The sequence below is a fragment of the Rhodococcus sp. YL-1 genome (assembly GCF_001942025.1).
In the GTDB taxonomy this organism is placed as follows: Bacteria; Actinomycetota; Actinomycetes; order Mycobacteriales; family Mycobacteriaceae; genus Rhodococcus_F; species Rhodococcus_F qingshengii.
In genome coordinates, this window is the sequence record NZ_CP017299.1 from 2,462,216 (window position 1) to 2,480,573 (window position 18,358).

The 18,358-nt window shown below is 64.4% G+C and carries 16 protein-coding genes; 8 read left to right on the plus strand and 8 right to left on the minus strand.

The window, feature by feature from the left end; genetic code table 11:
* Positions 1-21 precede the first annotated feature (21 nt).
* A complete protein-coding gene (locus BH682_RS11540; protein WP_003944764.1) occupies positions 22-510 on the plus strand; it encodes a GNAT family N-acetyltransferase in 489 nt (162 codons plus the stop codon).
* A gap of 13 nt (positions 511-523) precedes the next feature.
* On the opposite strand, the gene BH682_RS11545 is transcribed toward BH682_RS11540, so the two are convergent.
* Positions 524-1,174: an amino acid-binding protein gene (locus BH682_RS11545; protein ID WP_003944719.1), complete on the minus strand. Its 651-nt coding sequence runs from the start codon at positions 1,172-1,174 to the stop codon at positions 524-526.
* Positions 1,175-1,454: 280 nt separating this feature from the next.
* On the opposite strand from BH682_RS11545, the gene gatC reads away from it, so the two are divergent.
* Together gatC and gatA are read left to right on the plus strand one after the other, a co-directional pair.
* On the plus strand, positions 1,455-1,754 hold the full coding sequence (gene gatC / locus BH682_RS11550; RefSeq protein ID WP_003944747.1) for an Asp-tRNA(Asn)/Glu-tRNA(Gln) amidotransferase subunit GatC: 300 nt from the start codon (positions 1,455-1,457) through the stop codon (positions 1,752-1,754).
* Positions 1,751-3,229, plus strand: coding sequence for an Asp-tRNA(Asn)/Glu-tRNA(Gln) amidotransferase subunit GatA (gatA, locus tag BH682_RS11555; RefSeq protein WP_030535403.1), 1,479 nt, complete (start codon positions 1,751-1,753; stop codon positions 3,227-3,229). The genes gatC and gatA overlap by 4 nt, the downstream gene beginning before the upstream one ends.
* A 57-nt stretch (positions 3,230-3,286) precedes the next feature.
* On the opposite strand, the gene BH682_RS11560 is transcribed toward gatA, so the two are convergent.
* Both BH682_RS11560 and BH682_RS11565 read right to left on the minus strand, forming a co-directional pair.
* The gene (locus BH682_RS11560; RefSeq protein ID WP_075832932.1) at positions 3,287-4,687 is read right to left on the minus strand and encodes an alpha/beta-hydrolase family protein; all 1,401 of its coding nucleotides are present in this window, start codon (positions 4,685-4,687) and stop codon (positions 3,287-3,289) included.
* Complete coding sequence (locus BH682_RS11565) at positions 4,684-5,358, minus strand: membrane protein (RefSeq protein WP_039973090.1); 675 nt, start codon at positions 5,356-5,358, stop codon at positions 4,684-4,686. Before BH682_RS11565 ends, BH682_RS11560 begins: the two co-directional genes overlap by 4 nt.
* 164 nt (positions 5,359-5,522) lie before the next feature.
* Between BH682_RS11565 and BH682_RS11570 the strand changes: the two genes are divergently transcribed.
* From BH682_RS11570 to gatB, 4 genes are all read left to right on the plus strand, one after another.
* Positions 5,523-6,797, plus strand: a complete 1,275-nt coding sequence (locus BH682_RS11570; RefSeq protein ID WP_058226339.1) for a sensor histidine kinase — start codon at positions 5,523-5,525, stop codon at positions 6,795-6,797.
* A gap of 9 nt (positions 6,798-6,806) precedes the next feature.
* Positions 6,807-7,469 carry a response regulator gene (locus BH682_RS11575; protein ID WP_007729374.1) on the plus strand — a complete coding sequence of 221 codons (663 nt, stop codon included), beginning with the start codon at positions 6,807-6,809 and terminating at the stop codon, positions 7,467-7,469.
* 115 nt (positions 7,470-7,584) lie between these two features.
* Positions 7,585-8,616 carry an ATP-dependent 6-phosphofructokinase gene (locus tag BH682_RS11580; RefSeq protein ID WP_075832935.1) on the plus strand — a complete coding sequence of 344 codons (1,032 nt, stop codon included), beginning with the start codon at positions 7,585-7,587 and terminating at the stop codon, positions 8,614-8,616.
* Between the two features lie 25 nt (positions 8,617-8,641).
* Positions 8,642-10,153 (plus strand): Asp-tRNA(Asn)/Glu-tRNA(Gln) amidotransferase subunit GatB, encoded by a 1,512-nt coding sequence (gatB, locus tag BH682_RS11585; protein WP_007729370.1) that lies wholly within the window; start codon positions 8,642-8,644, stop codon positions 10,151-10,153.
* An 88-nt stretch (positions 10,154-10,241) separates the two neighbouring features.
* On the opposite strand, the gene BH682_RS11590 is transcribed toward gatB, so the two are convergent.
* Entirely contained in the window at positions 10,242-11,288 is a 1,047-nt protein-coding gene (locus BH682_RS11590; RefSeq protein ID WP_030535408.1) for an NAD(P)-dependent alcohol dehydrogenase, read from the minus strand.
* Positions 11,289-11,415: 127 nt separating this feature from the next.
* On the minus strand, positions 11,416-12,546 hold the full coding sequence (locus tag BH682_RS11595) for a PQQ-dependent sugar dehydrogenase (RefSeq protein WP_075835246.1): 1,131 nt from the start codon (positions 12,544-12,546) through the stop codon (positions 11,416-11,418).
* A gap of 90 nt (positions 12,547-12,636) precedes the next feature.
* On the opposite strand from BH682_RS11595, the gene BH682_RS11600 reads away from it, so the two are divergent.
* Complete coding sequence (locus tag BH682_RS11600; protein WP_003944742.1) at positions 12,637-13,464, plus strand: DoxX family protein; 828 nt, start codon at positions 12,637-12,639, stop codon at positions 13,462-13,464.
* A gap of 69 nt (positions 13,465-13,533) precedes the next feature.
* On the opposite strand, the gene BH682_RS11605 is transcribed toward BH682_RS11600, so the two are convergent.
* From BH682_RS11605 to BH682_RS11615, 3 genes are all read right to left on the minus strand, one after another.
* On the minus strand, positions 13,534-15,069 hold the full coding sequence (locus BH682_RS11605) for an amino acid permease (RefSeq protein WP_003944693.1): 1,536 nt from the start codon (positions 15,067-15,069) through the stop codon (positions 13,534-13,536).
* Positions 15,070-15,836: 767 nt separating this feature from the next.
* Positions 15,837-17,678, minus strand: a complete 1,842-nt coding sequence (gene ilvD / locus BH682_RS11610; protein WP_007729361.1) for a dihydroxy-acid dehydratase — start codon at positions 17,676-17,678, stop codon at positions 15,837-15,839.
* Positions 17,679-17,750: 72 nt separating this feature from the next.
* Positions 17,751-18,272 carry a PH domain-containing protein gene (locus tag BH682_RS11615; RefSeq protein ID WP_039973093.1) on the minus strand — a complete coding sequence of 174 codons (522 nt, stop codon included), beginning with the start codon at positions 18,270-18,272 and terminating at the stop codon, positions 17,751-17,753.
* Positions 18,273-18,358 lie beyond the last annotated feature (86 nt).

Genomic DNA, 18,358 nt, shown 5'->3' on the forward strand with positions numbered 1-18,358 from the left:
GCTGGGTGCGATAGTGACGCCATGATCGAGATTCGTGAAGTTCTACCGGCTGAGTTCGAGACCGTCGGGGAGCTGACTGTGCAGTCGTACGTGGGTGGCGGATTTGTCGCCGGCGGATCGCCGTACGCGGAGCGCCTGCGAGACACCGCAACTCGGGTGGAGCAGGGCCGGGTGCTGGTTGCGGTTCTCGGTGACGAAGTCGTGGGTTCGTTGACGATCGCAGAACCCGGCACGCCCTTCGCGGATGTTGCGCAGAAGGGCGAACTCGAGTTCCGCATGCTCGCAGTCTCGCCGCAAGCTCGGGGATCGGGCGCCGGAACCGCATTGGTTCGCGCAGTGATCGCCGAAGCCTACGACCGCGGCGATCACTCGGTGGTCATCTCGACGCAGCCCGAGATGGTCGATGCCCGTCGTATCTACGACCGCAACGGTTTCGTCCCCGATCCCGAGCGGGCGTGGGAGCCGATTCGCGGTATGGAACTGACCGTCATGGTGCGCGGCCTGGCCTGATCAGCCAGCCTGGTCAACCCAGTACCGTCGCCACGATTCCTGCGAGGTAGCCGAGGCGGGCTATCTCCGAAGGGCGGAATTCGGGCCCACCGGGACGACCGAGCATGAGGACTCGATTGCCGGAGCCGAGAGGTGCGGCAGCGAGGCTGGTGTTCATGTCGCGCCATACGTCCGGAACCCAGTCGGCCTCGCCGTCGAGGGCGGTGGGCTTGTCCAGTGGCATCCACGGAATGTCGGTGGCGTGGGTTTCCGGCGCGCCGGCGCTACCGACGACGCGGTACGCACCGTGCTTGCCGATGTCCGCGACGACGCACCAGCCGACTCGCAGTACACGCGGCGCGCCGTCGACGAGGACCTGTAGTCGATCGTTTCGGGCCGTCGCAACGGAATCTATGAGTTCGAGCTCACGGTGAGTGTCGAGAATCCCGGCGTAGGGGCGGATCGAATCGACCAGCACGTCCGGTAGATGCTCGGCAGCGGTGATCAAGGTGTCGGGCAGCGCGCCCGGTTCGACGTCGACCACGAGGTCGTCGATGGCAAAACCGTCACCTCGTTCCACGACGTCGAGGGAGAGGATGTCTGCGCCCACGGATCCGAGAGCTACGGCGAGCGCGCCGAGGCTGCCTGGTCGATCGGGCAGTTGGACGCGAAGCAGGTACGACACGTGCGTGCCTTTCGCTGATCGGTTCTCGCCCGGATCACGTCGACCCGGGCCTGACTCATCTTTGCACTTGCCCAACCTGCGATGGTGGGCGCCGCGGCGGCGTCACGCCGGATGCACATGCTTGTCACACGAGCGAAACACACTGCGGGCTTTCGGCGTGGCGATCGACACAGTGAGCGTGCTCGTCGTTCGATACAGCGGGCGTGCTTACAGGTCTGTCGCGGCGAGCAACTAGGCTGGACCGGCAATGTTCACGTCCTCTTCCGAAAGGGGCCCCGCGGTGCCTGCCATCTCCCGTGACGAGGTCGCGCACCTCGCGCGGCTGTCCAGACTCGCCCTGTCCGATGCCGAACTCGACGAGTTCGCCGGTCAGTTGGATTCGATTCTCAACCACGTCAAGGTGGTCACCGAGGTTGCGGCCGACGACGTCCCGCCCATGGCGAATCCCAATGCCGTCACCAACGTGACGCGCCCCGACGTGATCGTGCCCGGGTTGACCCCCGAGCAGGCATTGTCCGGAGCACCCGCAGTCGAACAGGATCGCTTTGCGGTTCCGCAGATCCTTGGAGAGGGCGAATGACCGATCTGACCACGCTGGACGCCGCTGAGCTGGCCGGCAAGATCCACTCGCGTGAGGTGTCCTCCGTAGAGGTCACGCAGGCGCATCTCGACCGCATCGCGGCCGTCGACACCGAGTACCACGCCTTCCTGCACGTTGCAGGCGAACAGGCTCTCGAAGCCGCCGCAGCAGTGGACAACTCGCTCGCAGGCGGAAACGAACCCGCTTCGGCACTCGCCGGCGTTCCGATCGCGTTGAAGGACATCTTCACCACGACGGACATGCCGACCACCTGTGCGTCGAAGATTCTCGAAGGCTGGGTCGCGCCGTACGACGCGACTCTGACGTCCAAGCTGCGCGCTGCCGGCATCCCGATCCTCGGCAAGACGAACCTCGACGAGTTCGCGATGGGCTCTTCGACCGAGAACTCGGCCTTCGGCCCGACGCGTAACCCGTGGGACGTCACCCGCATCCCCGGTGGCTCGGGCGGCGGCAGTGCGGCTGCGCTCGCGTCCCGTCAGGCCCCGCTGGCCATCGGCACTGACACCGGCGGTTCGATCCGTCAGCCCGCTGCGGTCACCGCGACGGTCGGAACCAAGCCGACGTACGGAACCGTCTCGCGCTTCGGACTCGTCGCGTGCGCGTCCTCGCTCGATCAGGGCGGCCCCTGTGGTCGCACCGTGCTCGACACCGCTCTGCTGCACGAGGTCATCGCCGGACACGATCCGCGTGACTCCACGTCCATCGACGCCCCCGTGCGTCCGGTCGTCGCCGCCGCACGCGAAGGTGCAAACGGCGACCTGCGCGGCGTCAAAGTCGGTGTGGTCAAGGAACTTCACTCCGACAGCTACCAGCCCGGCGTCATCGCTTCCTTCGATGCTGCCGTCGAGCAGCTCAAGGCACTCGGTGCCGAGGTTGTCGAGGTCTCGTGCCCGAGCTTCGAGCACGCGCTCGCGTCGTACTACCTGGTGCTGCCCAGTGAGGTCTCGTCCAACCTGGCCCGCTTCGACGCCATGCGCTACGGACTGCGTGTCGACGACGGCAACATGAGTGCCGACCAGGTCATGGCGGCAACCCGCGCCGCTGGTTTCGGTCCGGAGGTCAAGCGCCGCATCATGATCGGTACCTACGCACTGTCCTCGGGATACTACGACGCCTACTACGGTTCGGCGCTCAAGGTCCGTACGCTCATCGCGCGCGATTTCGACAAGGCCTACGAGAAGGTGGACGTACTGGTCTCGCCGACCAGCCCGTTCACGCCGTGGAAGTTGGGGGAGAAGGTCGGCGATCCGTTGGCCATGTACCTCTCCGACCTGTGCACGCTGCCGACCAACCTGGCCGGACACTGCGCGATGTCGGTCCCATCGGGTCTGTCCGCGGACGACAACCTGCCGGTGGGCTTGCAGATCATGGCGCCCGCCATGGCTGACGAGCGCCTCTACCGTGTCGGTGCGGCCTACGAAGCTGCACGCGGCCCGATCGCGACTGCAGTCTGACCTGTTTGCTGTGCGCCTTTATTAACCCCCCGCGGTTAATAAAGGCGCACAGCAGTTTCAGGAGCAAGTTCTCAGGGCCGTCCCCTGATCGGTTCCGTAGCGATGGCCGTGACCGGCGGGGACACCGAGCGAACCGAGCATGTCGACGGTGGTCTGCAAGAACGTGACACCCGGGACCCACTGCGGGACCGGTGCATCTTGCACGGCACGGCTCAGATCCGGTTTCTGTGTCGCGAGGGCAGGCGACCACCACACCACCGGGTCGGAAGTGTTCGCGAGGACGGTTGCGCCGTCCGTTCGTGTCGCGCCGGCCGGGGGACCTGCCCACAACACGTCGCACGCGGTGGTGGGACTGCCCTCGGACAAAGCCTCGGTCAGTGCGGCGCTGCCGCCGACCGCGCCGAGGCTCTGTCCGTAGAGGAACAGGTCCGGTCGATCCTCGGCGGGCATAGCGGCAATGTGGCTGCCGACGGCGGTGAACAGAGCGGTTGCCGATTCTTCGGCGTCGTCGCGGCTGAACAGGAATGTCGCCCAGCTGGGTGCGTCGGAGTATTGCTGCCCGACTATTGCGACGTCGCCGCCGAACCGTTGCTCGATACCGTCGACTGCATGCGTGTCGATCCACCCCGATCCGGTCGGAACGGCCACTACGACGCTGTTGCGGGCAAAGCCGCCGACGCGATCGAGTTCGCTCACCGCGAGCGCGGCACGTGATGCAGTGTCGGGTGCCGAATCCAAACCGGCGTAGACGCGCACCGAGTCTTCGCCTGCTGCGACGAACTTGCGTCCCTCCGCGCCCATCGACGTCCACGAGATGAGCGATTCGGAGCTGCCGGTCGCGGAGGCCGAAAGTGGCTGTGTCAGAGCGGTGTCGATGTACGCGTTGGACTTGTCGAACGAATCGGAGAGACCGTTCCACACGGCGGGACCGACTACCAACTGCACTCCGAGAACACCCATGACCAGTGCGCCGACGCTCCGCGCGAAACCCATCCACCGCAGCGCCTTCGAAATTCCGATCCCGATGCCCCAGAGACCAAGTGCGGTCAGTGCTGCAATGCAACCCGCCTCCGCCCAGTGGAGAAGTCCGGCAGACGGTGCGCCCATTGCCGCTCGCAACGAGTTCTGCCAACCGGCGGCGGCGAACATCGCAACTGCGGTGCCGGCAGTCGACAACCCGAACGCGGTGATGCGCCAATGACGTTCGTCGAATCGGGCCTTGACCCGGTCGGGGACGAGCCGACGGGCTACCGCGGAGAACGCCCACATCGCCAGTAGTCCGGCCGCGACGAGCAGACCGCTGAACACCCCTTGTAGTACGGCTGATCGCGGCAGGAGTCCGGGAGCCAGCGAGATGGCGGACATCGCTGCCACGGCGACGCTCGTGGACACGCGGGGGAGTGCGAGCGCCCCGACTCGGGCGAGGACGGGGGTCCGTGACGCATTCAGAACGCTCATGCTGCAATCGCTTTCGGGGAGTAGGAGAACTCGTTCGACGGGTCGAGGCGCCGCGATCGCATCAGGGTGAAGCCGAAGGCGGAGACTGCCAGAACACCGGCCGTGCCGTAACCGAATCCCGATTCCGCGACCGGCGTCAGATAGCTTTGGCGCCAGGAGTTTCCGTTCACAGCCGTGACGGCTACATCGGCCATCGCGAAGCAATACCCTCGTGAGAGAAAGGACGTGCGGTCTTCACACGCGGCATGCATTCGCTGGTCGAGCTGACCGTCGAGGACCTGACGTGCCCACGGCCCCAGTTCCGTTCCGTGCGAATGCGCGTAGCGGAGTAGGTCGTAGCCGAGATCGTGCGCTTTGCAGGCCGAGTCGAATTCGTCGGGAAGTGGGACCGGCGACGAGCAGTCGCCGTGGGGATTGGCGAGGTATCCGTCGACGACGGCGGGGGTGTAACCGGCGAATGCCGCAAAGTCCGCCGGGATGGTGGTCGCAGCGTCAGCGGCATCCGCAGTAGTCACGGTGGCGATCGCCCTGGATGCGTTCGAATTCTCGGTGCGCGGCGACTGGGCTCCGCTCGCTCCGGCAGTGACCGTGATCGCTGCCGTTGCAGCCAGCGCCAGGGCCGCCCAGGTGCCGGCGCTTCGAGAGATGTCTTTCACCCGTGTGATCCGCATGCCGTTCACGCTATGAACGGACAATCCTGGCGGTCATCGCTCTGTGGAGGGGTTCTCCGACGCGCATTCGGGTGAGAATTCCCTCCCCTGTGATACCTCGGAGGTAGGGGGATCTCACTCTGCAGTATGAGGACTTTCGGGGTTCGCCTTCATAGGCTTGACGAGTGATCAAGGTCCGTAGGAAGAACAAGGGTGCACCGGATGTGCCCGCGCCGACATACGCCACCGCCGGGTCGATGCTGTCCGGCCTCGACGGGGCGGTCGTTCATTCGGAGAAAGTGCGTCGGGCAACCAGTTTCGTGGCCCGCGGTCAGTTCTGGAACATCGTCATCGTAGCGATCACCCTGATCCTCTATTCGATTGCCTGGCCGACACTGCAACTGACGCATCATGTTTCGCCGCCGATCATGCCCTTCGTCGCCGCGTTGGCTGCATTTCCGTTCGTCCTGATCCGGATCAACGCTCCGTTGGGGTGGGCGGTGTCGGCGGTCTCGGCGTTGATCATCCCGTTGGTGTTCGACAACACTCCCGGTTACGACTACCCGTGGCAGGTCGTCCACATCATCGTGCTGATGTCGTTGCTGGCCGCAGTGAGTCTGCGGGCGCCCATTCAGGTTGTTGGTGTCGCCTGGATCGCCACGGTGCTGCTCTTCCTCGGCAACGCCCCGGGAAGCGACGGCGCCGGTTGGGCTGTCGGGCTGAGTGCCCTGGTCGTCTTCTGCCTGTTGATCCGCTGGTTGGTCCTCTCGCGCCGCCAGTTGGCCAAGCAGGAGGAAGTCAGCGAACTCGAACGCACTCGACGCACGATCCTCGAGGAGAAGGCGCGGATCGCGCGCGACTTGCACGACATCGTGGCCCACCACATGTCGATGGTAGTCGTGCAAGCTCAGAGTGCGCCGTACAGACTCGATGCAGTCACTCCGGAGATCCGAACCGAATTCGAATCGATAAGTGAGACAGGGCGAGCAGCGCTCAACGAGATCCGCGGCCTCCTCGGAGTCCTGCGCAGCGACGGGGACACCGTGGTGACGGCTCCACAACCGGGCGTCGACCAGTTGGACGAACTGTTGCTCGGCAGTACCCGTGCCGGTTTGCCGGTATCGTGGCGAGTCGACGGCGATCGAGCGTCGGTCTCGGAATCCACGGGCCTTGCGCTCTACCGGATCATTCAGGAGTCGATCACCAACGCGGCCAGGCATTCGCCAGGCGGACCCATCGAGGTCGCCGTGGCCTTCGGTCCGCAATCGGTGAGCGCGCTCGTGAACAACGGACCTTCGCCATTGGGTGGCAATCAGCACTCGGCGTCGGAAACCACGGGTGGCAACGGAATCCGCGGAATGCGTGAGCGGGCTTCGGCGGTGGGCGGCATGCTGTTGGCAAACCGGCGCGAGGACGGAGGGTTCGAGGTCCGGGCCGAGTTGCCGTCGATGCCCGCCTAGGCTGTCCGAGTGCCCATCACAGTATTCATCGCAGACGACCAGGCGATGGTTCGACAAGGGTTCGGAGCCCTACTCTCCGCCCAGCCCGACATCAGCGTGATCGGCGATGCGCCGGACGGCAAGATCGCCGTCGCCGAGGTCGCGCGATTGCGTCCGGATGTGGTCTTGATGGATGTTCGCATGCCCGAGATGAACGGACTCGACGCTGCCCGCCAGATTCTGTCCGCCGGATGGGAACCGCCGGTGCGAGTCCTCATGCTCACCACTTTCGACATCGACGACTACGTCTACGAGGCCCTGAGCGTCGGAGCGAGCGGGTTCATGCTCAAGGACGCACCGGCTGAGGAACTGATTCGGGCGGTACGCGTCGTTGCCGAAGGGCAGGCCTTGCTGGCGCCGACGGTGACTCGGCGTCTGATTGCCGATGTGACCAGCCGGCGGGCGGCCCCGCGCGCACGGCCCGCAGCGCTGGACGCCCTGACCCCGCGTGAGCGCGAGGTCCTCGAACTGATCGCCCGCGGATTGTCCAACGTCGAGATCGCCGAGCGGCTGTTCGTCGCCGAGCAGACCGTCAAGACCCATGTCGGGAAGGTGCTGTCGAAGCTCGATCTGCGCGATCGCGCCCAGGCAGTCGTGTTGGCGTACGAAAGCGGGCTCGTCACGCCGGGTTAGGGGTCCCGTGCGGCGCGGCGTTGCGGCTCGGCAACGCCGCTATCCTGCGGCAATACCGTGACTGGGGGAAGATGGACACCAAGATCCACAATCCGGTCACGAGAGGTGCTGCACTATGCGAATCGGAATCCTCACGGGCGGCGGCGACTGCCCGGGCTTGAACGCGGTCATCCGCGCCGTCGTACGTACGTCGGCCGGTCGTTACGGCAGTACCGTGGTCGGATTCCGGGACGGCTGGCGAGGATTGCTCGAGGACCGCAAGGTCCCGCTCGACTCCGATGACCGCATCAACCGCATCCTCACCCGCGGCGGCACGATCCTCGGCACCGCTCGCGTGAACCCCGACAAACTCCGTGCGGGCCTCGATCAGATCAAGCAGACTCTCGACGACAACGGGATCGACGTCCTGATCCCGATCGGCGGCGAAGGCACTCTCACCGCGGCCAGTTGGCTTTCCGAGAGTGGCGTACCCGTGATCGGTGTGCCCAAGACGATCGACAACGACATCGACTGCACTGACGTGACTTTCGGTTTCGACACCGCCTTGGCTGTCGCCACCGACGCCATTGACAGGCTCCACACCACGGCCGAATCGCACCAGCGCGTCATGCTCGTCGAGGTCATGGGCCGGCATGCGGGCTGGATCGCGCTGCAGGCCGGACTGGCGTCGGGGGCACACCTGACTCTGGTTCCGGAACAGCCGTTCGACGTCGACGAGGTGTGCGCGATGGTCAAGAAGCGCTTCCAGCGTGGCGACTCCCACTTCATCTGCGTCGTGGCTGAAGGTGCGATGCCCGATCCCGCGTCGATGACCCTGCGCGAAGGTGGCATAGACGAGTTCGGCCACAAGATCTTCACCGGTGTCGCGCAGCAGCTCGGAAACGAGATCGAGCGCCGGATCGGCAAGGAAGTTCGCACCACCGTCCTCGGGCACATTCAGCGCGGTGGCACCCCGACGCCGCACGACCGCATCCTCGCCACTCGCTTCGGCGTTCATGCCACCGACGCAGCTCACCGCGGAGATTTCGGTCAGATGGTCGCGTTGCACGGAACGTGCATCGACCTCGTTCCGCTCGCCGAGGCGACCCGCAAACTCAAGACGGTGCCCAAGGAGCGCTACGAGGAGGCAGCCGCATTCTTCGGCTGAGCCGCAGACGCATAAACTGATCACCATGACTGCTGTCGATGCGCCCGACATCCTCGATTACGACGAAGTACTGACCAAGTACGAGCCTGTGATGGGTATGGAGGTGCACGTAGAACTCGGCACCGCGACCAAGATGTTCTGCCCGTGCCCCACCGAGTTCGGTGCCGAACCCAATACCCAGGTGTGCCCGGTCTGTCTGGGCATGCCCGGTTCGTTGCCGGTGGTGAACGCAGCCGCTGTCGAGTCCGCGATCCGGATCGGCCTTGCGCTCAACTGCTCCATCACGCCGTGGGGCCGATTCGCACGCAAGAACTACTTCTACCCGGATCAGCCGAAGAACTACCAGATCTCCCAGTACGACGAGCCGATCGCAACCGAGGGTTACCTCGACGTGATCCTCGACGACGGCACGACGTGGCGCGTCGAGATCGAGCGCGCCCACATGGAGGAGGACACCGGTAAGTCCCTCCACGTGGGTGGCGCTACCGGTCGTATCCACGGTGCCAGCCATTCGCTGCTCGACTACAACCGTGCGGGCGTTCCCTTGGTGGAGATCGTCACCAAGACCATCCACGGTGCCGGTGAGCGCGCCCCCGAGGTTGCTCGCGCGTACGTCACGGCGCTTCGTGATCTGCTGAAGTCCCTCGACGTCTCCGACGTCCGCATGGATCAGGGATCGATGCGCTGCGACGCCAACATCTCCCTCATGCCGATCGGTTCCACCGAACTGGGGACCCGCACCGAGACCAAGAACGTCAACTCCCTCAAGAGCGTCGAGGTCGCAGTTCGCTACGAAATGCGCCGTCAGGCAGCAGTTCTCGACGCCGGCGGTGAGGTCATCCAGGAGACCCGCCATTTCCAGGAAGGCGACGGCACCACCGCAGCGGGACGCCGGAAGGAAACGGCCGAGGACTACCGCTACTTCCCGGAACCGGATCTCGAGCCCGTCGCTCCGAGCGCCGAGTGGGTCGAAGAACTGCGCGGTACCTTGCCGGAGCTTCCCTGGATTCGCCGTGCGCGGATCCAGAAGGACTGGGGAATCTCCGACGAGGTCATGCGCGACCTCGTCAACGCCGGTGCCATCGATCTGGTGATCGCGACCACCGAGGCCGGTGCTTCGCCCGAGGCAGCGCGCTCCTGGTGGCTGTCCTACCTGTCACAGCAGGCGAACACCCGTGGCGTCGAACTCGGCGCTCTGCCGATCACCCCGGCGCAGGTTGCCCAGGTCGTAGCTCTCATCGACAGCGGCAAGCTCAACAACAAAGTGGCTCGCCAGGTCGTCGATCACGTCCTCGACGGCGAGGGTGACCCGGAGCAGGTTGTCGCGGCCCACCCGGAGTTGGTCGTCGAACGTGACGAAACCAAGCTCAAGGCAGCCGTCGACGAAGCGCTCGCAGCGAACCCCGACATCGCGGACAAGATTCGCAGTGGCAAGGTGCAGGCCGCCGGAAAGATCGTCGGCGACGTCATGAAGGCCACTCGTGGACAGGCAGACGCGGCTCGTGTGAAGGAACTTGTCATCGAGGCGTGCAGCTAGCGCACACTGAATTTCTGACACTGATGCCCGGCCGAATCGAATTCGGCCGGGCATTAGTGTTTTTCGCTGTCGTTTTGCCGCTGTCGGTCTACAGACCAGGGACCACAACCGCGCGGCCGCTGAGCGTTCCGGCGGCCAGTCGTCGATACGCTTCGGCGCCGTTGTCGAGACTGAAGGTCTCCACCGCGATGTCGAAGATGCCGGCGTGCGCCAGGTCGATCAATTCGATCAGCTCGTTGCGGGCACCCCAGTACGGAACTGTCACAGAAGCCTCGTAAGGACTTTGGAAGAACCCGACTTTGGCATGGGCCTGCCCGTCGCCGATCCCGACGATAGTGACGTCCGATCCGACGCCGGCGACAGCCATCGCGGTGTCGATGGTGGGCTGATAGCCGACGAAGTCGAGAACCAGTGCGGCGCCCTGACTTCCGGTGATACTGCGGACGTTCTCGGCCGCGTCCTTGTCGGACAGAACCACTTCGTGAGCGCCTACCTTGGTTGCCAGTTCGAGCTTGTCCGCGCTCACGTCGAGTGCGATGACGGTTGCTGCCGAGAGGTGGCGGAGGAGTTGGATGGCGACATGGCCGAGACCGCCGGTACCGATGACGACGGCGTACGAGCCACCGCGAAGTTTCGGCAGTGAACGCTTGATCGCGTGATACGGAGTCAGACCGGCGTCGGTCAGCGGCACCGTCTTGACCGGATCGAGGTCGCCGATCGGGACGAGGTGGCGAGGTGAATCGACGATCATGAATTCGGCCAACGCGCCGGGTGCACCGAGACCAGGAGGATTGATGCCGAGTTCTTTTGCTCGAGAACAGTAGTTTTCGAGTCCTTGCGAGCAGTGCCAACAGCTGCCACAGCCCCAGGGTCCGTAGACGACGACATTGGTTCCGATGTCGAGCCCTTCGACGCCCTCGCCGACGGCGGCGACCCGGCCGGCGCCCTCGTGGCCGAGCGTGAGAGGAAGGCCGTAGGTGTACTGCTCCTCGGGCAGGCTCATGATGAAGTCGTCCGAGTGGCAGACGCCGGCAGCGGTGACTTCCAGGAGCACTTCACCTGGACCGGGCTCGGGTTTGGGAATCTCCGTGAGTTCGGGTTCTGCGCCGATTCTCGTGTACTGGATTGCCTTCATACCGACTCCTTTGTCGTGGTTGGGCCAACCGGTCCTGGCAAATGCGTGGTGTTTAGCCCCGCTAACAAAAGAGTACGCATCTGTGCATGTTCGGTCACGGGATCCGTGACCGAACAGACATGGCGGCTCAGTCGATCCCGCCGCTGCCACTCGGCATCGGGATCTTGACCACCTTGTCGTCGTTCGGACCCGGCTCGCCCGCGGTTTTGTTTATCGTGCTCGCCCACATCAAACCGTCGGATCCGAGTGCCAAACCGCCCAGCTGGCCGTACGTGTCTTTCGCCACTGCCGACGGCGCGGTCGTGACGGCACCTGTTCCTGGATCTGCGGCCAGCGCCGAGATCGCTTTGCCGGCCCCCAGCGCGACAGCTACCACTCCCTGCGCCGCGATGCACCCGCCGACTCCGGGTCGGTCGGGCCACGTCCACGCGGGGGATGTCACCGTGCCGTCGGCGCCGACGCGTTGGAGGCGATCCTCGAGAGTGGTTCGGTCCGTGACCCACGTCGCGATTCCCGGATCGACGCACACGCCGCCGCCGTTTCCGATTCCGGACAGAACAACTTCCGGGCTAGGCGGCGCAGCGTTGGGTGTCAGCGATCGGACCCGCAAGAGTTTCCCCGCCAACGAGGCGGGATCCTGAGCAACCGCGGGGTTTCCGGTATCGCCTGTCAGAACCATGAGCTGGTCCGGGGCCGCGAACTCCAGTGACCCGCCGTTGCCGCTCGCGCCGCGCGGGATTCCACCGAGGACCTCCTTGGCGGTGTCACCCGGAGCGATGCGGACCACCCGGTTGTCCGTTCCGGTGGTGACGTAGGCATAGATCAGGTTGTCTTCGACAAACGTGGGGGAGAGTGCGATGTCGAGCAGGCCGCCGTCACCGCTGCCGTCGACGTCGATCTTGGCTACCTCGACCGGTGTCGTGTTGGGAGCTACCTGCATGATCCGGCCGGTCCGCCGTTCGGCAACCAGTCCGGAGTTCCCGTCCGGGAGTGTGACGAGCCCACCCGTGGTGTCGAGACAGGTTGCGATCACGGCGGTGTCGGCATCCTGACACGGTCCGAGGGGGCCGGTCCGCGGCGCCGGCGGCGTGGTCGACGGCGGCGGGTTCTCCGGCTGCACTTCCGCGCTGGCCTGGTTGGTCGGTTCGGGTGTGAACGGCGAGGCAGTCGATTCGTCGAAGTCGGCGCAACCTGCGAGCAACGATGTCCCGAGCACCAGCGCCAGTGCGCCCAGCGCTGCATGCCTACCCGTAGTCATGCCCAAGACGTTACGTAATGCACGGCAGATGCCGCCACGCCGGACCAAGGTTCCCCGTCGAGTTCGTGAATCGGTCATAGGCTCACCTACGTGACTGACGAGCGAAAAGATCCCAGCGAGTTGTCGGATGCGGACAAGCCGACGGGCAATGTGTCCAGTCCGTATGATTCGCCCACCGAACAATTTCCGACGGTGAGCGCCAAGAATCCGTTGCCGCGGACCGACGACGATCTCGATTTCGGTTCCACGAACGCCAACTCCCTGACCGAACAGATACCGACATACCGAGCACCTGGCGCGGATCAGCCGACCGTGGCTCTCGAGCGTGAGACGGCGTACGACGCTCCGATCGCCGCCGTCCCCACCGCCGAAGCCGTGGCAGGTACAACTGAGTCTCCGCGGGGCCGAGGCACTCTCGACCTCGGGTTGCTTGCACTGCGATTGGCCGTCGGTGGAACTGCGTTGGTGCACGGTCTGCAGAAGTTGACCGGTATCTGGAACGGGCCGGGGCTGAACGGGTTCGAGTCGATGCTGGCGGACGCCGGGTTCCAGCAGGCGAAGTGGATGGCGATACTCGGCGCCGTCGGTGAAGTCGCAGGTGGCGCCCTCCTGATCCTCGGGTTGCTGACTCCCGTTGCGGCAGCGTCGGTTCTGGCGGTGATGATCAATGCGTGGGCGCTGCGTCAGGCGAGCGCACCCGGCCTGGAGTACTTCGCCCCGGCCGGGACCGAGTACGAGATGCTGCTCGGAATCTGTGCGGGCGTCATCATTTTGACGGGACCAGGTCGTATTGCGCTCGACGGTCGTCGTGGCTGGGCAACTCGTCCGTTTATCGGATCGCTCGTGGTTTTGATCCTCGGTATCGCTGCCGGCGTCTGCACCTGGATCTTCCTGAACGGTGCCAATCCGCTCATCTGATACTCGCGCCGTCGAACAAAACGAACCGCCGCTCTCCGAATCGGAGAGCGGCGGTTCGTTTATGAAGGATCAGTCCTTGACGAGTACCGGGTCGGCGTTCGCGGACGGGATGGCGGTTCCGTCCTTGAGTTTGCGACCGAGGACCGACTTGCGGTGACCGTAGGCGAAGTACACGAGCACACCGATGGCCATCCAGACGAGGAACCGGATCCAGGTCTCGACCGAGAGGTTGAGCATCAGCCAACCGCAGGCGAGCACGGCGACGATCGGAACGAACGGCACCAGCGGGACGCGGAATCCGCGCGGCAGGTCGGGGCGGGTGCGGCGAAGGACGATGACACCGACACAAACCAGGACGAAGGCGAACAGCGTTCCGATGTTGACCATCTCTTCGAGCGTGCCCATCGGGAAGAAGGCTGCCAGGACGGCGACGATGCCACCGACGATCAACGTGATGCGCATCGGGATGCCCTTGGCGTTGGTCTTGGCCAGGCTGCGCGGCATGAGGCCGTCACGGGACATGGCGAAGAGGACGCGGGTCTGGCCGAGCATCATGACCATGACAACTGTCGTGAGGCCGGCCAGGCCACCGAAGTTGATGGCGGTTTGTGCCCAACCGATTCCGTTGGCCTCGAATGCGGTTGCGAGGGTGGCGCTGGAATCGCCGACCAGCGGACTGCCGTCCTTGAGTTCGGTGTACTTGACCATGCCGGTCAGTACGAGCGTGACGGCAACGTAGAGAACCGTGACGATGGCGAGCGAGCCGAAGATTCCTCGCGGCAACGACTTCTGCGGGTTCTTGGTTTCCTCGGCGGTGGTGGCGACGACGTCGAAACCGATGAAGGCAAAGAACACGAGGCTGGCTGCGGCGAGCAATCCGTAAGCGCCGTAGCTACTTCCGCCTGCGCCGGTCAGCCAGGAGAACAGGGTCTGATGGATTCCGCTTGCAGAACTCTCGGTTCCTTCGGACGGCGGGATGAAGGGGGAGTAGTTCTCCTTCTTGATGTAGAACGCGCCCACGACGATGACGAGCAGGACTACTGCGATCTTGATCGCGGTGATGATCGCGGAGACTCGCGAGGAAACCTTGGTGCCGATCGCGAGGATCAGCGTGATCGCGCCGATGATGAGCAGAGCGCCCCAGTCGAAGCTGATCGAACCGATGTGGGCGGTGGTGCTTCCGCTGGCCCCGATGACGTTGCCGAGGTACAGCGACCAGCCCTTGCCGACGACGGCGGAGGCGAGAGCGAACTCGAGAATGAGGTCCCAGCCGATGATCCAGGCGGCGAACTCCCCGAACGTGGCGTAGGAGAACGTGTATGCGCTGCCTGCGACGGGGACGGTGGAGGCGAACTCCGCGTAACACAGCGCGGCGAGGCCACAGGCGATGGCAGCGAGAACGAATGCCAGTGAAATGGAGGGTCCTGCGACATTGCCTGCGGTTCGAGCAGTCAGCGTGAAGATGCCTGCGCCGATGACGACGGCGACTCCGAATACCGTGAGGTCCTTCGCGGTCAGTTCCTTCTTGAGCTTTGTCTCAGGCTCGTCGGTGTCCGCGATCGATTGCTCGACGGATTTGGTGCGCCATATGCCGACTCCGGGCATGTATTGCTCCTTGGTTGTTTCCCGTCGACCTTGTGGGTGACGGGCGGTGGCTGACTGTCGTCGTTGTGATGTGCGTCTCAGCGACCTGATGAGGGAACCACTGGTGAGCGCCGTGTGCAAGTCGGCTCGCTCGAACTGACCGAAATGATCACCTGACTGAAAGTCATCCCCCCTCATGTATCTGAATTGATCAGCTGGTGTCTGAAACCCTACGTCCAAGTGAATTCGCTCACGAGCCGGACGCGCGATTCGGTCTGAAATGTCTGATAGCTCATATCGTTCCGTTGGTGCTCCGCGTGTCGCCCGGTTATTCGGTACCTGTCGGTCGGTCTTGCTGTCGATGAGTTGCACTGTCGCTGTACCAGCACGTCCCATTTCACCCGTATCGGGGCGACAGGCGAGAGGACCACCGCGTACCTGGATCCGGTCGAGCGTCCATCACGCGTCGTGGCAGAGTGTGTCGGCAACGGGATGATCGGATTGGGTTGTGGTTCAAGCTCATACAACACCGGAGGAAGTATGGCGTGTTCGGACGCAGTCGGTCCCGCGTTCTTCTCCGAGGTGACATGAACCCGACTCTGTCGACCCTCTGTCGTGGCCCGTTGGCGAGCATTCTCGTGGAGCTGAGTTGGTTGCCGCACGTGCGGCTGCCCGAAAACCTTGTGTGACTGTCACATCGGCTACGGGCGTCTCGAGCCGCACGAGCGCTGACAGAAAAAATCCCCGGCCGAAAAGCGGCCGGGGATTTTTTCGATTCGTGGCAGAACTTACGGAACGTAGCGAACCGCGCCCTTGTCGGCGGACGTCGCCAGAGCGGCGTAGGCGCGCAGTGCTGTCGTCACGGTGCGCTGACGATCGACCGGCTGCCACGGGCGCTCCGAGGCCTCCATCTTCGCGCGTCGCTCGGCGAGGACGTCGTCGTCGACCAGGATCTCGAGCGTGCGCGAGGCGACGTCGATGCGAACCTGATCGCCGTTCTGGACGAGACCGATGATTCCGCCTGCGGCAGCCTCGGGGGAGATGTGACCGATGGACAGCCCGGAGGTTCCGCCCGAGAAACGACCGTCGGTGATCAGCGCGCATTCCTTACCGAGGCCTGCGCCCTTGAGGAAGGCAGTGGGGTGCAGCATTTCCTGCATGCCGGGGCCACCCTTGGGGCCTTCGTAGCGCACGACGAGAACGTCGCCGGCCTTGATCTTCTTCTGCAAGATGACCGAGACGGCTTCTTCTTGGGATTCGACGACGAGCGCCGGGCCCTGGAAGGAGAACAGTTCCTCGTCGATGCCGGCCGTTTTGAGTATTGCGCCGTCGAGTGCGATGTTGCCACGCAGGACAACCAAGCCGCCTTCGACGGTGTAGGCGTTCTCGACGTCGCGGATACAGCCGCCGGCCGCATCGGTGTCGAGGGCAGACCAACGGTTGTCCGTGGAGAACGGTTCGATGGTGCGCACGCCGCCGGGAGCCGCGTGGAAGAGTTCGATTGCCTCGTCGGTTGCCTTGCCGGAGCGGATGTCCCAGTCGTCGAGCCACTGGTCGAAGCTCTTGGTGTGCACGGTGGACACGTCGGTTTCGAGGAGTCCGCCGCGGCGAAGCTCACCGAGCAGGGCGGGGATTCCGCCGGCGCGGTGGACGTCTTCCATGTGGTAGTCCGAGTTGGGAGAGACCTTGGACAGGCACGGAACCTTTCGGCTGATCGCGTCGATGGTGTCGAGGTCGAAGTCGACCTCGCCTTCCTGCGCCGCAGCCAGCGTGTGCAAGACGGTGTTGGTGGAACCGCCCATGGCGACGTCGAGAGCCATCGCGTTGCGGAACGCTGCCGGGGTCGCGATGTTGCGTGGCAGCACCGACTCGTCGCCGTCGCGGTAGTACTTGAGGGCAGCCTCGACCACGGTGGTGCCCGCACGAGAGAAGAGTGCGTGACGAGCCTTGTGAGTTGCCAGCGTGGAGCCGTTGCCCGGCAATGCGAGGCCGAGGGCCTCCGTCAGGCAGTTCATGGAATTGGCGGTGAACATTCCGGAGCAGGACCCGCATGTCGGGCACGCGCTGCGCTCGACCTCGTCGAGGCCCTCGTCGGACACGGCATCGTTGGCAGAGGCGGAGATCGCGGTGATGAGGTCGGTGGGGGCTTGGGCCACGCCGCCGACGACCACTGCCTTACCGGCCTCCATCGGACCGCCGGAGACGAAGACGGTCGGGATGTTGAGACGCATTGCAGCGTTGAGCATGCCGGGAGTGATCTTGTCGCAGTTGGAGATACACACCAGTGCGTCGGCCGTGTGGGCGTTTGCCATGTACTCGACCGAGTCGGCGATGATCTCGCGGCTCGGGAGCGAGTAGAGCATTCCGCCGTGGCCCATTGCGATGCCGTCGTCGACTGCGATGGTGTGGAACTCACGAGCGACGCCGCCGGCCGCACTGATGGCCTCGGCAACGATCTCGCCCACGTTCTTGAGATGCACGTGGCCGGGTACGAACTGGGTGTACGAGTTCGCTACGGCGACGATCGGCTTTCCGAAGTCGGAATCCGTCATTCCTGTGGCGCGCCACAGGGATCGGGCTCCGGCAGCATTACGTCCGATGGTGGTGGTGCGTGACCTCAACGGGGGCATGGGCGTGTTCCTTATGTGATCGTTGCTGGTCCACTCAAATAGAAGCGAGGGCCTTTCAACGCTACTCGCGTGCTACGGGCGCTTCTCTTCGGGCTGGTCCTGTGTGTTCTCGACGAGCTCGGATTCTGCTTCTGCTTCTGCAGCTGCTTCTTCCTCTTCGGCTTCCTTGGCGGCGAAGGCTTCTGCGGCGGATGCGTAGGGATCGGTGATGCGGCCGCCGCTGGCGATCGCGATCTCGGGAAGCCTGACGAAGCTGACCGCAGGCAGGGTCACCTCGGTTCCGTCGGTGAGTTCCGCGCGCGCCCAACTCCGCTTCGGGAAGCGGAAACCCTTGACGTCGTCCCAGGCGAGGGTGCGCTTGGAGAACGTCGAGCGGACCTCGAGGCCGTCAGGGCTGACGGTGGTGCGCAGTCGCGCGACGAGATAGACGGCGATGATCGGAAGGATCAGCAACCAGCTGAAGGCGACGGGCCACCCGAAGATCGGAAAGCTGACCGCGAACAGAAGGAACGCGCACGCCATGTAAGCGAGCTGCGAAATGCGGATGACGTGCCGAAGTGGTTTCGGCGTGTGGGATGATTGAGCCGGTGGCACGGGCTGCTGCGAAGTTGACACCTCTACATCTTCGCATTGCAGCCGATGTATCTCAGATTCTGGGACGGTCGACTCACCAAGTTTGC

Excerpts from the sequence above, each read along its gene's own strand:
- BH682_RS11565 (WP_039973090.1), bottom strand. The coding sequence starts at position 5,358 with ATGCGGATCACACGGGTGAAAGACATCTCTCGAAGCGCCGGCACCTGG.
- BH682_RS11580 (WP_075832935.1), top strand. The coding sequence starts at position 7,585 with ATGCGAATCGGAATCCTCACGGGCGGCGGCGACTGCCCGGGCTTGAAC.
- gatA (WP_030535403.1), top strand. The coding sequence starts at position 1,751 with ATGACCGATCTGACCACGCTGGACGCCGCTGAGCTGGCCGGCAAGATC.
- gatB (WP_007729370.1), top strand. The coding sequence starts at position 8,642 with ATGACTGCTGTCGATGCGCCCGACATCCTCGATTACGACGAAGTACTG.
- ilvD (WP_007729361.1), bottom strand. The coding sequence starts at position 17,678 with ATGCCCCCGTTGAGGTCACGCACCACCACCATCGGACGTAATGCTGCC.
- BH682_RS11540 (WP_003944764.1), top strand. The coding sequence starts at position 22 with ATGATCGAGATTCGTGAAGTTCTACCGGCTGAGTTCGAGACCGTCGGG.
- BH682_RS11605 (WP_003944693.1), bottom strand. The coding sequence starts at position 15,069 with ATGCCCGGAGTCGGCATATGGCGCACCAAATCCGTCGAGCAATCGATC.
- BH682_RS11590 (WP_030535408.1), bottom strand. The coding sequence starts at position 11,288 with ATGAAGGCAATCCAGTACACGAGAATCGGCGCAGAACCCGAACTCACG.
- BH682_RS11560 (WP_075832932.1), bottom strand. The coding sequence starts at position 4,687 with ATGAGCGTTCTGAATGCGTCACGGACCCCCGTCCTCGCCCGAGTCGGG.
- BH682_RS11595 (WP_075835246.1), bottom strand. The coding sequence starts at position 12,546 with ATGACTACGGGTAGGCATGCAGCGCTGGGCGCACTGGCGCTGGTGCTC.